Here is a 15,172-nt window from a genome sequence, read left to right as displayed (position 1 = left end):
AATGACTTTCACGAACAAAACGGAGAAAAGTCACACTTTCTTCAAATGTTACTTATTATAACGATAAGCAAATTTCTAAATCCCATGTGCTGTAGTGACTTCGATTTCATTTTTGGTATTGGGCATTAGCCAATGATAAAAGCGGCAGCATTTTGATTTTTGCAATTGAATACGTTGTAATTCAATCTGCTAATACATACTGTATCACGCCAGCTTGAAACAATGATGATTACGACACCATTTGATATATCACAAAACCAACAATAATCACCTACAGAAAAAATACCATTTGCGCTATACTGACAATTAGAAGTGTCGGTTGCGACGTTAAAAACAATAGTTAATTTTATTTAGGGAGCACAAAACATGCTAGATGTGATTTTAGTTGGCTTTATGGGTGCAGGCAAGACAACTGTGGGGCAAGTGTTAGCAACAAACTATCAGCGGCCACACATTGATTTAGATGATGAGATCATTACCTTAGTGGGCCAGTCCATTCCGCAAATTTTTGCTCAAGCGGGTGAAACAATTTTTCGTCAGTGGGAGACGCAAGCCTTGCAGCAAGCTTTAGCAAAAAAAGGGGTTTTATCTGCTGGCGGCGGCGTGGTCGAAACGGCTGCTAACCGGGCGATGTTAAAGCAAACCCATATTCCGGTGATTTATTTAAAAGTACTGCCTGAAACGGTGCTGTCTCGGCTAAAAGGTGATACCACCCGGCCGCTATTGCAACAAGGCCCGGCTGCGGTGCGGGCGTTGTGGCAGCGCCGGTTAGCGTTGTACGAACAAGTAGCAACTCACGCTATTGTGACGGATACGTTAACGCCTGAAGCAATCAGCCAGCAAATCTACCAATTATTAGCTTGAACAAAAGGAGCGACATGAGTTGGACATTACACTTAAACGTGATGGCTTAAAATTGTATGGCCGCTACGAAAGAGCAACGGCCACGAATCAAGGCGTTGCGATTTTGATGCACGGCTTTACCGGAAATTTAGGCTACAGTAAAACGTCTTTGCTTTATGAACTGTCTCACCAGTTGAATGCGCATCAGATTGCTACTGTGCGGTTTGATTTTAATGGTCACGGTAAAAGCGAAGGCAATTTTTCTGATATGACGGTTTTAAATGAAATCGCTGATGCGAAAGCTGCTTTGGATTATGTCCGCTTTCAGCTACCAGCTGCTCCTATTTACCTAGTGGGGCACTCGCAAGGCGGTGTGGTGGCCAGTATGTTAGCCGGTTATTATCCAGAATACATCAATAAATTAGTATTGCTGGCGCCAGCTGCTACGGTCAAACATGATGGCTTGCGGCAACACGGGTTAAGTTATGATCCCCAGCACATTCCCGACCAAATCCCATTCCGGCACCGACAAGTCGGCGGATTTTACTTGCGGACAGCGCGCACACTGCCGATTTTTGAAACGGCAGCTCAATACCACGGACCAGTCTGCTTATTACATGGGACAGCGGATGAATTGGTTCCGCCACAAACTTCGGAACAGTTTCGCGCGCATTATCAAAATAGTGTGTTGCGCCAAATTCCAGGCGGCAACCATTTATTTGAAGGCCCAGCTCGTACTGTCATGTTACGGCAGGTTACGAAATTTTTGACTGATTGATTTAAAGTTTGAAGTATTACCAATAATTAGCAATCTGTGGTAAGTCATTTTCAGAATGATTTATTGCAGATTGCTTTTGTACTAATTAAAGGTGCTTGACTATTTTTGAAAGCGCTTTATAATAAAATTGAGACAAAAAATTTAAGGATTCAAAAAAATTATTAAGCTTAAAATGACCAGTATTCGTTTTGAATTAACCAACTGGTGTTTCTTTTTTACTTCAAAATCTGGTAAAGGTAGGTGGTTACCGTGAATCCAGCATTAAACGTTCCGCGCTTATTGCAAATTGGCTCGACTGGTCGCAATAGTGGCAAAACAGTTGTTGCAACAGCGTTAATCCAGCGCTTTAAACAGCAGCACCGCTTAGTGGGGCTGAAAATAGTGACGATCACAGGTGAACGTGGAAAATGTCAACGTGGCGGTGTGGGCTGCGGTATTTGTACCAGTATTGATTCTGGCTATGAATTAACCGAGGAAAAACAACTAAAAGGCCAAAAAGATACCATGCGTTTATTAGCTGCTGGTTGTGAACAAGTTTTCCTATTAAAAGCGTTCACTGATCACTTACTGGCTGGCTTTAATACATTTTTGAATCAAATTCCTGCTGATGCGGCAGTGATTTGTGAATCTAATTCATTGCGCCAAGTGGTACGACCTGGACTATTTTTAATGTTAACTAATCACCGGCTCCGGCCAATCAAGCCGACTGCTGCAAAAGTTTATCCGCAGGCAGATCTAGTTTTTAATGCTAAACAAGCACAGATGTTAGATCAAATTCAGTTAAATCAGTTAGCTTGGCAAACTTCGTTGCTAGTATAAATCGGGATGAGAAATAAAAATCACACTAAAACCAGCCTGCCGGTTGCAGCAGGCTGGTTTTAATCTTCAGGCCGCGGGGTCCAGATAGCTTGAGTGTGGTCAAGCATTAAATATAATAGTGATGCAGTTAGCACACCAATGATGTAACTACTATTGTAAAGAACTTGTAAGGCAGGGATAAATTTACCCAGTAAAACTACTAATGTGACTAATGCCAGAATAAAGACACCTTTAATGTTCCAGCCATTAGTGTAATAGTAGGCGCCACCATCTCGTCGGAACAAATCAACTATATTCAGTTGCTTTTTAAGGGGTTTAGCATACATCACCATGTAAATACCAGTCATAGGTCCTAAAACCGTTGCGATTGTATTAATGAAATTATAGTAATTAGCGGGATTTTTAATGATAACCCACGGACGCGTCACGATGCCAAATAAACCGACGGCTAGAATCGCACGCTTGTATTTAACTACTTTTCCCCATAATGAAGAAAAAACAATGCCAGCAGGAATCAAGTTACCTGCAACGTTTGTTGTGAGCACCGCACCAGCAATGACTAAAGAAAAGGTAACTACCACAATGGGATTATTAAATTTACTAATGAGTGTGGCTGGCTCCCAAATGGCTTCTCCAAACGCAATTTTGGAACCAACTGAACCAAAAATACCGACTAAAACGATGAATAAGGTGGTAAACGGCAAACCAATTAATTGTCCGATCACTTGCGATTTTTGTGATTTTGCGTGGCGGGTGAAATCAGACATGTTTAAAGCAATGGTGCTATCGAAGGCGATCATTGAGGTCAGCGATGGCCAGAAAATGGACCAAAAGTTGCCCGAACCGCTTTGGGCAACTGCATTATTGAAAACATTAAAAAAGCCGCCTGCCAAAGTGCTTGCCCAGACAATGACAATGAAGCATAGTACAATCAAAATGATGGCAAGATAATTTTCAATAAATTTAATGAAGCCTGAGCCCTTTAAACCAAGATAGACATTGATAAACAAAAAAAGAAAAAACGCAATGTAATGATTAAATGGCAGGTTAGAAAAGGCGGGTAAAAGGACAGAAAGAATTGAGTGAATGGCGGTACCACCGATCCAACACTGAATGCCAAACCAAAAACAGCCGAGAATACCACGGACTAAGGTTGGCAAAACGTTACCCTTTGGTCCAAATGCGAATTTGGATAATAAGGGAAAATTAGTGCTATATTTGGTTCCAAAATGGCCAAGAAGCACCGCTGGCCCGTGCCCTAAAACGATGGTAAATATGGCTTGCCACCAATTCATTCCACCGGATAAAAGGCCACTTGCCAACATGTAGACAGGAATTGAAACAATGATTCCCACCCACAAAGAGGCAAAGGAAAAAGCATTCCAAGTTCGGTGTTTACCACCTATGGGACATGTTTCATCGTTATAAACATTATTCGGGTATGTTTGAATTTTTTTAATGCCAGCCGGGGTTAATTCAACAAAGTCGTGAGTCTTTTTTTGATAAGTTGTCATGCTAGTTTGTTTCCTTTCGTTTGTTTTATCACAATAATAATGAAAACGATTACAGTTGAAGCTTATGCGAAATTAAAATGAACGTCAATCTGATTCAAACTCAATCATCAATTTTTTGCTTATATGACAAGGATAATGCAAGCTAAATTAATTTTAGCTAGACTAAAAATTTGTTGACAACCAGGACACAACAGCCTAAAGTGGTGACAGATGTATTTGTAATCTCATTATTGTGAAACTATGATCATGTAATGCTAAAGGAGTGGGAAGTGGAAAAATGAAACGAAAAGAACGCAAATTTTTAGGGCAGCCTTGGGGGTTATCGACGCTATTTTTCACCGAGATGTGGGAGCGCTTTAGCTATCATGGTATGCGCGCGATTTTATTGTTTTACATGTATTATCAGGTCACTCAAGGTGGTTTGGGTTTAGAAAAAGGAACTGCGTCTTCTATCATGGCAATTTATGGCTCGTTAGTTTATCTTGCTGCGGTGTTAGGCGGTTGGGTTGGCGATCGTTTGCTGGGTAGTTTTAAGACCGTTTTGTACGGTGGGGTTTTAATTATGCTGGGTCACATTGTGTTGTCATTTCCCAGCGGTGCTTGGGCGTTATTTGTTTCAATTGCGTTAATTGTCGTGGGAACAGGCTTTTTAAAACCTAATGTGTCAGACATGGTTGGCTTACTTTATAGCGAAGAAGATCAAAATCGGGATGTCGGTTTTACTATTTTTGTGTTTGGGATTAATTTTGGCTCGTTCATTGCGCCCATTGTGGTGGGTAGTATTGGCCAAGGCTATAGTTTTCACGTTGGCTTTTCACTAGCAGCCATTGGGATGTTGTTTGGTTTAATTCAGTATTATCGTGGCCGGAACCATTTAAGCGCTGCGGCTAAAAAGCCTAGTAATCCGATCACACCAACTGAACGGCAAAAAATTTTGCGGTTAATTGCGTTAGGTATGGGCAGTTTAGCCATCATTTTAGTTGTTTTAGCTGGTATGGGTAAATTGACCATTGATGCGATTATTCTATTAATTACCATTATTGCAGTCGCGTTACCCTTCTATTATTTTACGGTGATGTTGACTAGTAAAAAAGTGACGGCAAAAGAGAAAAAGCACGTTTTAGCCTATATTCCGCTATTTATCGCCATTGTCCTATTTTGGGGGATTCAAGAATCTGGGTCTGTGGTGATGACTTTATTTGCGGAAGACCGAACAATTTTACATATCGGGGCGCTGCAGTTGCATTCGTCTAATTTTCAAGCGTTAAATCCGTTTTTTATTACGATTTTAATGCCCGGATTTACTTGGTTGATCCAGCATTGGAAGCGTCAGCCATCATCTGCAGGTAAATTTGCCATCGGTTTAATCTTGGCAGGCTGTTCATATTTGCTGATGACGTTACCAGGTTTGCTGCACGGTACGGCAGGTCGGGTCAGCCCGTTTTGGCTGATCGCATCCGCATTAGTGGTGGAAATTGCTGAATGCTTCATTTCACCGATTGGTTTGTCAACCACTACCAAATTGGCGCCGGCTGCTTTTAGGTCTCAGATGATGAGCATGTGGTTTTTGGCAGATGCAGTGGGACAGGCTTTTAACTCGCAATTAGTCAGCTACTATTCACCGACAACCGAAATTTCCTATTTCTTTGCTATCGGTAGTGTCAGCGTGATTGCTGGATTTATTTTAGTTTTATTTGTGCCGCGGATTAAACAGTTAATGCATGGCTTAGCCGAAGTGACTGCTGAAGACTAATGGGATTGAAAGCGCTTGTTAAAAAGCAGATAATGAAGATAAACACAACGAGAAAGGAGTTGATGTCTTTTTGGATGACGTTACGCGGCTGACACGCCAATTAGTTCAAATTGATAGTAGTGACCCAGGGGCATATGAAACAAAAATTGCGGTATTTATCAATGCTTGGCTGAAACAACATGCACCGGGAGCTAAGGTTGAAACGGATGAGGTGTTGCCTAAACGTTATAACGTGCATGCTTGGCTAAAAGGTCAGACAGCGCACCCTGCTTTAGTTTATATTTGCCATCAGGACACAGTGGTTTTAGGGGATGATTGGCAGCAAACACGGCCCTTGTCCGGAGAAATCAAGGGTAGCCGCTTGTATGGCCGTGGTGCTTGCGATATGAAAGGTGGATTGGCCAGCGCGTTATTAGCATTTGCGGCAATCGCTCAATCAGTTGCTGCTGGGCAACCTTTGCGGCACGATTTTGTATTCATTGCATCAGTAGATGAAGAAGATTATATGCGTGGTTCAGAAAAAGCAATTCAATCTGGTTGGGTCGGACCAGAAGATTGGGTTTTAGATGGCGAACCCACTAATGGTTTAATTCGAATGGCCCATAAAGGTCGGACTTGGATTCAGTTGGTGGCTCATGGTATGACTGCTCATGCCAGTACACCTGAACAAGGTATTGACGCTAATGCAGCGTTAGCACAACTGATGACGGCGATTCGACAACAAGTTCAAGCTTTTCCAACACACCCTAAACTTGGACTGACCACCATTACTTTTGGTAAAATGCTAGGCGGATACCGCCCGTACGTGGTGCCCGATCAAGCGAAGGTGTGGGTGGATTTACGGTTGGTCCCGCCACTGACGACGCAAAAAGTATTGCAGCTGTTTAAACAAGAAATTACTCACACTAAAAATGAGTTTCCAGGATTAAAAGTGGATATGATCGTTGATGGTGACCGACCGCCGATTGAAGAAAATTTAGCCAGCCCATTATTGGCTAACTTAAAAACGGTTGTTAAAGAAGTGACGAAACGACCAGCCAAAATGGGTGTTTTCACTGGCTATTCTGATACAGCTGTCATCGTCGGGCAGTTGAAGAACGTGAACTGTTTATCCTATGGCCCGGGAGATCTTCAACGTGCCCATAAACCAGATGAGTATGTTGAAATTGCTGATTTAACCCGCTGTCAACGGGTTATGCAGCAGTTAGCACAGCAGGTACTATTAAATCATCAATGCTAATGATGGTAAAAAACGTGGTCGCACTTAACTGGGCCAGACCTCGGTTAGTTTAGCTACTAATTTAGAGGAAATTCAGTACACAGTGTACAATAAAAAAAGAAGCAATCGTGAATAACGATTACTTCTTTTTAAAACTGCATCAGGTCTTACCAAATGAGTTTAATAGTTGTGAAACATTTTTACCGGTTCACCACGTATTTGGCTAAGCGTTGGCGGTCGGTTGAGGTGACTTCCGCCGTTAGTTGTGTACCGTTAGCAGAGTAATTCTGACTTAATACATGTGCGTGCTGATTCAAATAAGCGACCCATTTGCTTTCAGTAAATGGAATGTTGAAAGCAACCTGTGTTAAATCAGAAAATAAGGCTTTGGCAATCATTTCCGCCAGTAATTTTAATGATGTTTGATCATTTGCGGCGTAAACTAAGTCGTGTTCCCCAGTTTGTAGTGGAAATTGCGTACCAGGTTTACGATCTGCCTTGTTATAAGCATAAATCATCGGAATGTCGGCAATCTGCAATTCACGTAAGGTTGCGTTGGTCACTTTTGCCATTTCTTCATAATGTGGATCCGAGAAGTCAATGACTTGGACTAATAAATCGGCATTTGCAGCTTCGGCTAAAGTGGAGCGGAACGCTTTTACTAACTGAGTTGGTAATTTGTTGATAAAGCCAACGGTATCACTTAACAGGAACTTCTGATTAGTGGGTAGTGTGATCTCCCGAACGCTAGTGTCTAAAGTTGCAAACAACATGTCACGCTCAAAAACTGTTTTAGCGGTGTCTGGATTGAACAGGCGTAACAGCCCATTCATGGTGGTCGATTTCCCCGCATTGGTGTAACCGACTAACGCGACGGTTGGGATGTTAGTCCGCTGCCGTTGTTGCCGTTTGGTTTGTTGGGAAACGTTCATGGCTTTTAATTCATGCCATAACTGGCTAATCTTATTTTTAATGGTCCGCTGGTTCATTTCCAGCTTGGTTTCACCACTACCACGGTTGGCAAAGCCTGGACCGCCGCCTTGTTGCATGAAGTTAGCTTCTTCACCAATTCTTAGTCGAGGTAATTCATATTGCAGCCGCGCAATTTGAACTTGCAGCTTTGCTTCCCGACTTTTGGCGCGGTTGGCAAAAATTGCTAAGATTAAACGTGTCCGGTCGATAATCGGCAACTTCAAATCCTGTTCTAAGTTTCGAATTTGCGATGGGCTCAACTCGTCATTTAAAATTAGTGACTGCGCATCTTTTTCAGCAGCTAAAGCTTTGATCTCAGCTAATTTACCACTACCAAAATAAGTTGCTGTGACCACATGGTCGAGATTTTGCCGAACTGTGCCTACAACTTGCATATTGTTGGCCTTAGTTAACTCTGCTAATTCGGCTAAATCACTTTCAAAATAAGGTTGATTTTGACTAACGCCACCAATTAGCACTTTTGTTGATTCAATTTTTTGCATATTTCCTCCAGAGAGCGCTAGTGTGACAACTAATCGTTTAAATCAGTCCGTTGTTAGAATTGATTTAACAATCTAGCGGCCACCAAGCGCTGCTGACTTAAAGTTACGGTCAATTATTGGGAAATACGTTTCTTCGTGCTCATTAGATGAATCGCTCCTTTACGCCTAAAGCACATTTTGCGGTAAAATAGGCTTTGACGTGAATGCAGGAAGTGAATTTGTGACAAAGCCTGCATTCAAATAGATTTGTCGCAAAGCTATTGTAACATGTGAAGTGTTTGAACGTAAACTAGTCTGATGGAAGCTTAAATTAAAAGGAGGCTGCGTCATGGCAGAGGATATTCAAGATTATTTAAAGAGTCATGTGTTCGGAGCGCCGCAATTAAAACCAGATGAAAAACGTGCCTTTTTAGGCAATTACCGTGACCGCGTTGCACTAGCGCTGACGGTAGGGCAATTGCGAACGGCTAAAGCAGAACAATTGGTTCGCAATGTATTACGACGTTATCCGGGCTTGCGCATCTACATTAACGGCCGAATGGGCAAAACCATTGTTAATCAGTACTTAAAAGTGGCAGTCAGTATGAATTACCCGTTCACCATCCTGGCGCAAAACGGCATGCGCGTGAAGCAGCCACTACAAGAAAATGACTTCGGCTTAGTAATAGCCGGCAGCAAAAAAATAACAAGACCAATAGTGTTATAAAGAGTGCTTTAACAAGCGCTTAGCTGTTGAGCATTAGCCTAAGACAGGTAATTATTTGCGCAGCAAATGGTTGCCTGTCTGTAGCTAAGCGGAAACAGCTGCTTGTTAAAGCACGTTTACAGCAGTGACGACAGATAAAAATATTAAAGCAGCATTAGTCTAAACAGCCAAGTTATTTGCGAAGCAAATGTTTTGGCTGTTGTAACTACTATTCCACAATTAAGGAGGATTTTCGTACCGAAAATCTCTGATGTTCCAGGCGTTGACCATTCAACTAAGGCGAAAACCGCCAAGTTGAAACATGGCAAGCGGAAATAATTGCCTGTTAAAGCACGTTTACAAAGGCAATGCAGCATAAAAGCCACCTAGCAAGAAATTAAACTTCTTTCCAGGTGGCTTTTATGATTGCACGTACTAACCTTGCCGCAAACGATTGTAGCCTAATGCTGCTAAGTAAAACAGGCATTCAATGGTAGCAATGAAAAAACTAACAGGCCAATTGGTTAAGTAACCTAAGTAAAGGCCGCCCCAAACGCCAGCTAAAGAAAGGATAACTGCGACGAGCATCATTTTGCTAACAGTATGGGCAAAATAACGAGCGCTAGCGGCCGGCAAGGTAAGCAGAACGAAAATTAGTAATGAGCCAACAATTTGCGCGGCAACACTGACTGACAGCGCCAACAGAATTAAAAAGATAATCGATAATGTGTTGGTCCATAATCCCTTTACCCGGGCGCCGACAGGGTCGAAAGAATCAAATTTTAAGTTGCGGTAGATAATTGCAACTATCAATAATACTACTATGGATAAAAGTGCAACTTGCCACACATTTGCGCGGCTGATCCCGATAATACTACCGAATAAAATGCTGGTCGCGTAGCTAGAGGATTTATCCGTCAGCGACAGAAATAAAATTCCCAAACCGATGAATAAGCTTGAGATCGCACTAATGGAAGCTTCACGACGGTCAGCTTTGACACTTAATTGACCTACAATCACCGAACTGATAATGGTGAAAAAGAGCATCCCGTTTAATGGCGGCCAGCCCGCAAAGATTCCAAAGGCCGCGCCGGCAAAACCAATTTCAGATAAGGTATGGGTTAAAAAAGACATGTTGCGGGCGATCACGAAAACACCGATAATTCCGCTGATAATGGCGATAAAGGTACTTGCCAAGTAAGCATTTTGCATGAACGGGAGACTAAACATGAGCAGCACCTCCATGTTGTGCACTAACTAGCGCATCCTCAGGTAAATTAGCGATGGGCCCCGTTTGGTAGCCTTGTCGTTGCAACAATAAAAATTCATCTGCATACTGTTTAGCCAAAGGTAAATCATGAGTAACAAAGATGACGGTTAATTTTTGTTCTCGGTTGATTTTTTTAACCAATTCCAAAAGATCGTATTTCATCACGTTATCTAAACTGGCAGTGGATTCGTCTAAAATCAGTAAATTTGGCTTTTCTACCAAAGCTTGAGCCAAGTAAGCGCGCTGTTTTTCCCCACCAGAAGCCATTCCTAGTGGTCGCTGAGCGATGGCAGCAAGATTAGTTTGCTGAATGACTTGATTAATGGCGTGCCGTTCTTTACGGGATAGCCAAGGTAGGCGGATGCCACTTAAATTTAAGCTGATAAAATCGCGGATGGTCAGCGGATATTCTTTATCTAAATTACGAAATTGCGGTACATACCCAATTTTAATGGCTTTACGGTTAGGGAAAAAGCGTACGGTACCGGCACTAGGCTTTAGTTGGTGCAGTAGTGTGCGGATTAAAGTGGTTTTACCAGCACCGTTTTCTCCTACAATGCTGAGAAAGTGGCCGTGATCTAACGTGAGGTTTAAATCTTGGAAAACTTGCCGGTCTGGGAAACGAACGGCTAAGTGATCTAAAGTTAAAAGTGGTTTTTGCGTCATAACAACCTTCCTTACATGCGGCGTTCTAGAGATGTGATTTAATGTGCTTGCTTTTGCTGAATTTTAGCCAGTTGCTGATATTGTTGCAGCATCCATTGTTGATAGTTTAACCCTTGTGGCAAGGTTTCGGTCACTTTTAGCACTGGAACTTGGTGCCGTTTGGCTAATTGAACCAAATTTTTAACTACTTGGTCACTAGATTGTTTGTTTTCAACAAAAAAAGCGATCCGTCGTTGCTTAATGTCGGTTTGTAAGGCTTTGATTTGTGCAGGAGAGGGGTCGGTTCCTTCTTCAATTGCCTGGGCAAACTGGGCATTGCTGATGCGGTAACCTAAAGCCGCCAGCGCGTAATTAAACACAGGTTCACTCACTGCGACCATTTGGTGATGACTATGTTGCTTGAGTTGCGCTTGTTTGACTTTAAGCGGTTTAAGCGAGCGGATGTACTTTTTGGCATTGCGCTGATAAGCGGTTTTGTGTTTAGGGTCTTGCTGACCAAAAATCTTGGCTAAACGACGCGCTAATTTTGGCATGGTTTGTTGCTGGTACCAAAGGTGTTCGTTGCTGCCAGCTTTTTTATGCCAAATATCTTTGCCTACGTTTAAGGTGGCGACTTGATTGTCGTTTGCTTCGACTAGTTTTTGCATCCAATCATCGTAGCCTAAACCGTTCATTAGTACTAAATCGGCTTGGGCCACGGTACGCGCTGTTTTAGTGGTAGGTTCAAAGTCATGCGGATTCGTATTGGGATTGGTGACGATCGTGTGTACGGTTCCGTGATCGCCTAAAACGGCTTTGGCGGTTTCACCGTAAAAATTAAGTGAACTGACCACGGTGATGCCTTGGTGCTTCGTCGTTGTTTTTTGCGCACAACCACTTAAGATTAATAAAAGCAGTGTGAAGCACATCAGTAGCGTTAAAAAGCGGTGTTGTTTGGGTAAAGTTATTTTTGTCATCTCCTATTCAATTAAAAAAGCTTAATGTTTCGCCATTTGCTGCAGCGAATGCCGTGAGATTTGTTATACTGAAATATAATTAGGTGTAATCTAATGCGCACCTCATTTAGTTTACTGGTAAAATTTATTTTGTCAAGCACTTTAATTGCATCTAAGCAAGGAATTTCATGATAAAAATAAAATGGCATTCTATTTTTGTTTATAAGGAAACCATTTTAAAGAAAGTGTGAATGCTTTGTTAACAGCGGGTTGGAAACAAATTAATCACCGAAGCGGCTTTTTTTGTTTAGTCGTTATCTTATTTTGGTTAAAAACACTCTTAGCTTATTTCACCGATTTTTCGTTGGGAGTTAGCGGTGTCTATCAATATTTTATATTGCTGCTTAATCCTGTGGCTACCACCTTATTGCTTTTTGGATTGGCGTTGTACGTCAAAAAGCCTTGGTGGTCCTATGGACTTTTGCTGCTGTTACATACAGCCAATACAGCATTGCTGTATTTTAACGTCATTTATTACCGTGAATTTACGGATTTTATGACCATCAACACGATTACTGGTTTTTCAAAAGTTTCCAATGGTCTCAGTGGCAGTTCACTAGCACTAACTAAACCGCATGATGTGTTGTACTGGTTAGATATCATCATTTTGCTGGTTTTATTGTTGGCACGGGTAATTAAAGTGGATAAACGACCGTTACCGCGAAGATTACCTTGGGCGTTGACATCGTTTAGTCTTTTATTTTTTGCGTTTAATTTAACGCTAGGTGAAATGAACCGTCCCCAGTTGCTTACCCGGACTTTTGATCGTAACTACATTGTTAAATATTTAGGTATTGACGCTTATACAGTTAATGATGCGTACAAAACAGCCCGTAATGATCAAGTGCGGGCTGATGCCAACACGTCAGACCTAGCGACGGTTCAGCAATACATTAAGCAACACTATGCAGCCCCTAACCCCAAACTATTTGGCCTAGCAAAAGGGCGGAATGTGATCGTCATTCATTTAGAAAGTTTTCAACAATTTTTGATTGATGATAAATTAGATGGTAAAGAAGTAACGCCCTTTTTAAATCGGTTGTACCATAACAAGCAAACTTATGCCTTTTCTAATTTTTTTCATCAAGTAGGGCAGGGGAAAACCAGTGATGCAGAAAACTTGTTAGAAACCAGTACCTATGGTCTACCAGAAGGCTCATTGTTTTCACAATTAGGCAGTGATAATGTTTTTCAGGCAGCACCGGCGATTCTAAAGCAACAGCAAGGCTATTCTTCCGCTGTTTTTCATGGCGATGTCGCTAGTTTTTGGAATCGGAATAATGTTTATAAAAATATGGGCTACCAGTACTTTTTTGATAAAAGCTATTATGATGCTGAAGGGAACCGTAGCATTGGTTATGGTTTGAAAGATAAGTTGCTTTTTCAAGAGTCAATTAAGTATTTAGAACAGCTGCAGCAGCCGTTTTATACAAAATTTATTACGGTAACTAATCATTTTCCGTTTGAGATGGATAGCCAAGATGTTGATTTTCCAAAAGCAAATACGGATGATAGTTCAGTGAACAATTATTTTCAATCCGCACATTATTTAGACCAGTCCGTTCAAGAATTTTTTAATTATTTGAAAGCTTCTGGTTTATATGATAAATCCATTATTGTGCTGTATGGTGACCATTATGGGATTTCAAAAAGCCGTAATCCAGATTTAGCACCGTTATTAGGGAAGTCTGCTGACGACTGGAACGCTTACGATGATGCGCAAATGCAACGAGTTCCCTTCATGATTCACATTCCGGGGTATAATCAAGGTGGCATTCAAACACAGTACGCTGGCGAGGTTGACGTTTTACCAACTTTAGAGCATTTGTTAGGCATTCAAACGAAACGGTATTTGCAATTTGGTACAGATGTATTTTCGCCACAACATGATCAAGTTGTCCCATTTCGGGATGGTGATTGGGTGAGTCCGCAATATACCAAGGCTGGCAATACGATTTATGATCAGAAAACTGGACAGCCAGTGAAAAAAATGTCTAAACAACAAAAAGCACAGGTAAAAGGGGAACGCAACCAAGTCACCACTGCGTTAAAGTTATCTGATCAGCTTAACAATGAAAATCTATTACGTTTCTACACCCCTAAAGGCTTTAAGCCAATCCAACCGAAAAATTATGATTATACCGATAGTATGGCCAAGTTAGCCCAATTACGGCAGCGTTTAGGCAAAAAATCAACTAGTTTGTATTCACAAGATCATGAACAGACTACCACGAACTTGTACCATACTGATGCGGCAGAAGCAAAATAGGAGGTTCCAGTTTGGTCATTAGTAAAACAACACAAGCAGCGATTCAACATTATGCCCGTCAACAAACGCATTTACGCTTAGTTAAAAATGAACAGACCTATTTTGAACAATTAGGTGCACGAGTAGGCAGCGATATCCATTATCACGGGTTATTTCGCTTTCGACCTAAAACACATCTAGTTGAAGCAGATGAGTTAGCTGGTTACATGATTGATTACATTCAAGCGCAAATGGCAGCTGGGCAATCAGAAAGCGCGGCTTTGGCGCAAGCAGAACAAGTTTTCACTGTAGATGCGCCGGACAATCCATTAGTGGTTAATCCGGCTTATCATCAGTGGCAAACTTATTATGCACAGTTAGAACAGGTCACGTATAAATTATTGACGCTAATTTTTGGTAGTCGATTGTTGATCGGGACTGTCGTTGGGACCATGTTAGGCGTTTTAGCACAAAGTCGCTATGACCACCGAGCTTTAGGCTGGGTGTTTTGGTTACTATTAGGCTTAGGCATTTTATTAGGACTAGGTTTAGGACTAGCCAGCGCCCTTAAAGCTGCTTGGTCAGAAAGGTGACAAAGCGATGTGTCGCTTTGAATAATGAGTAAAAAAGCTAGCCAATTCCGGTGGGAGTTGGCTGGCTTTTGTTATTGTTGTAAACAATTGTTGGCGTAGATTTAATCAGGGCGATGTTTATTAAACAGTGGTATCAATCGCGTTTAAATTTCTGCTGCGTCGATCATGGTTTGCATAAATTCTAACCGGCGGATGTGGCGGGGGACGAATTGCCGGATTTCGTCATCGTTAAAACCGATTTGCACTTTGTGCGCATCTACAATAATCGGCCGCCGCAACAGGCGCGGTTCTGCGCAAAGCATAGCCAGTGTGTC

14 protein-coding genes are annotated in these 15,172 nt (G+C 41.8%); 8 read left to right on the top strand and 6 right to left on the bottom strand.

Annotation, left to right across the window (positions count from 1 at the left end; genetic code table 11):
• The first annotated feature begins 366 nt into the window (after positions 1-366).
• The 3 genes from FC24_RS02100 (at position 367) to FC24_RS02090 (ending at position 2,440) form a co-directional block, all read left to right on the top strand.
• A complete protein-coding gene (locus FC24_RS02100; protein WP_057873222.1) occupies positions 367-864 on the top strand; it encodes a shikimate kinase in 498 nt (165 codons plus the stop codon).
• Positions 865-883: 19 nt separating this feature from the next.
• Positions 884-1,621: an alpha/beta hydrolase gene (locus tag FC24_RS02095; protein WP_057873221.1), complete on the top strand. Its 738-nt coding sequence runs from the start codon at positions 884-886 to the stop codon at positions 1,619-1,621.
• Between the two features lie 249 nt (positions 1,622-1,870).
• Positions 1,871-2,440 (top strand): hypothetical protein, encoded by a 570-nt coding sequence (locus FC24_RS02090; protein ID WP_057873220.1) that lies wholly within the window; start codon positions 1,871-1,873, stop codon positions 2,438-2,440.
• Positions 2,441-2,499: 59 nt separating this feature from the next.
• Here FC24_RS02090 and FC24_RS02085 read toward each other — a convergent pair whose 3' ends face one another.
• Complete coding sequence (locus FC24_RS02085) at positions 2,500-3,954, bottom strand: NCS1 family nucleobase:cation symporter-1 (protein ID WP_057873219.1); 1,455 nt, start codon at positions 3,952-3,954, stop codon at positions 2,500-2,502.
• Between the two features lie 277 nt (positions 3,955-4,231).
• On the opposite strand from FC24_RS02085, the gene FC24_RS02080 reads away from it, so the two are divergent.
• Together FC24_RS02080 and FC24_RS02075 are read left to right on the top strand one after the other, a co-directional pair.
• The gene (locus FC24_RS02080) at positions 4,232-5,707 is read left to right on the top strand and encodes a peptide MFS transporter (protein ID WP_057873218.1); all 1,476 of its coding nucleotides are present in this window, start codon (positions 4,232-4,234) and stop codon (positions 5,705-5,707) included.
• A gap of 70 nt (positions 5,708-5,777) precedes the next feature.
• On the top strand, positions 5,778-6,947 hold the full coding sequence (locus FC24_RS02075) for a M20 family metallopeptidase (RefSeq protein WP_057873217.1): 1,170 nt from the start codon (positions 5,778-5,780) through the stop codon (positions 6,945-6,947).
• Positions 6,948-7,126: 179 nt separating this feature from the next.
• Here FC24_RS02075 and hflX read toward each other — a convergent pair whose 3' ends face one another.
• Positions 7,127-8,401 (bottom strand): GTPase HflX, encoded by a 1,275-nt coding sequence (gene hflX, locus FC24_RS02070; RefSeq protein ID WP_057873216.1) that lies wholly within the window; start codon positions 8,399-8,401, stop codon positions 7,127-7,129.
• 328 nt (positions 8,402-8,729) lie between these two features.
• Between hflX and FC24_RS02065 the strand changes: the two genes are divergently transcribed.
• Positions 8,730-9,107, top strand: a complete 378-nt coding sequence (locus FC24_RS02065; protein ID WP_057873215.1) for a DUF1694 domain-containing protein — start codon at positions 8,730-8,732, stop codon at positions 9,105-9,107.
• Positions 9,108-9,521: 414 nt separating this feature from the next.
• Here FC24_RS02065 and FC24_RS02060 read toward each other — a convergent pair whose 3' ends face one another.
• From FC24_RS02060 to FC24_RS02050, 3 genes are read right to left on the bottom strand one after another with little or no spacing between them, the layout of a single operon-like run.
• The gene (locus FC24_RS02060) at positions 9,522-10,316 is read right to left on the bottom strand and encodes a metal ABC transporter permease (protein WP_057873214.1); all 795 of its coding nucleotides are present in this window, start codon (positions 10,314-10,316) and stop codon (positions 9,522-9,524) included.
• Positions 10,309-11,022 (bottom strand): metal ABC transporter ATP-binding protein, encoded by a 714-nt coding sequence (locus FC24_RS02055; RefSeq protein ID WP_057873213.1) that lies wholly within the window; start codon positions 11,020-11,022, stop codon positions 10,309-10,311. Before FC24_RS02055 ends, FC24_RS02060 begins: the two co-directional genes overlap by 8 nt.
• Positions 11,023-11,060: 38 nt before the next feature.
• A complete protein-coding gene (locus tag FC24_RS02050; RefSeq protein ID WP_057873212.1) occupies positions 11,061-11,978 on the bottom strand; it encodes a metal ABC transporter solute-binding protein, Zn/Mn family in 918 nt (305 codons plus the stop codon).
• 226 nt (positions 11,979-12,204) lie between these two features.
• On the opposite strand from FC24_RS02050, the gene FC24_RS02045 reads away from it, so the two are divergent.
• A complete protein-coding gene (locus FC24_RS02045) occupies positions 12,205-14,286 on the top strand; it encodes an LTA synthase family protein (protein WP_057873211.1) in 2,082 nt (693 codons plus the stop codon).
• Between the two features lie 11 nt (positions 14,287-14,297).
• Complete coding sequence (locus FC24_RS02040) at positions 14,298-14,858, top strand: hypothetical protein (RefSeq protein ID WP_057873210.1); 561 nt, start codon at positions 14,298-14,300, stop codon at positions 14,856-14,858.
• A gap of 143 nt (positions 14,859-15,001) precedes the next feature.
• Here FC24_RS02040 and FC24_RS02035 read toward each other — a convergent pair whose 3' ends face one another.
• Entirely contained in the window at positions 15,002-15,160 is a 159-nt protein-coding gene (locus FC24_RS02035; RefSeq protein WP_083485604.1) for an ArsC/Spx/MgsR family protein, read from the bottom strand.
• Between the last annotated feature and the right edge of the window lie 12 nt (positions 15,161-15,172).

The sequence above is a fragment of the Loigolactobacillus rennini DSM 20253 genome, from assembly GCF_001436505.1.
GTDB lineage: Bacteria > Bacillota > Bacilli > Lactobacillales > Lactobacillaceae > Loigolactobacillus > Loigolactobacillus rennini.
This window is presented reverse-complemented; position numbering and strand designations above follow the sequence as displayed.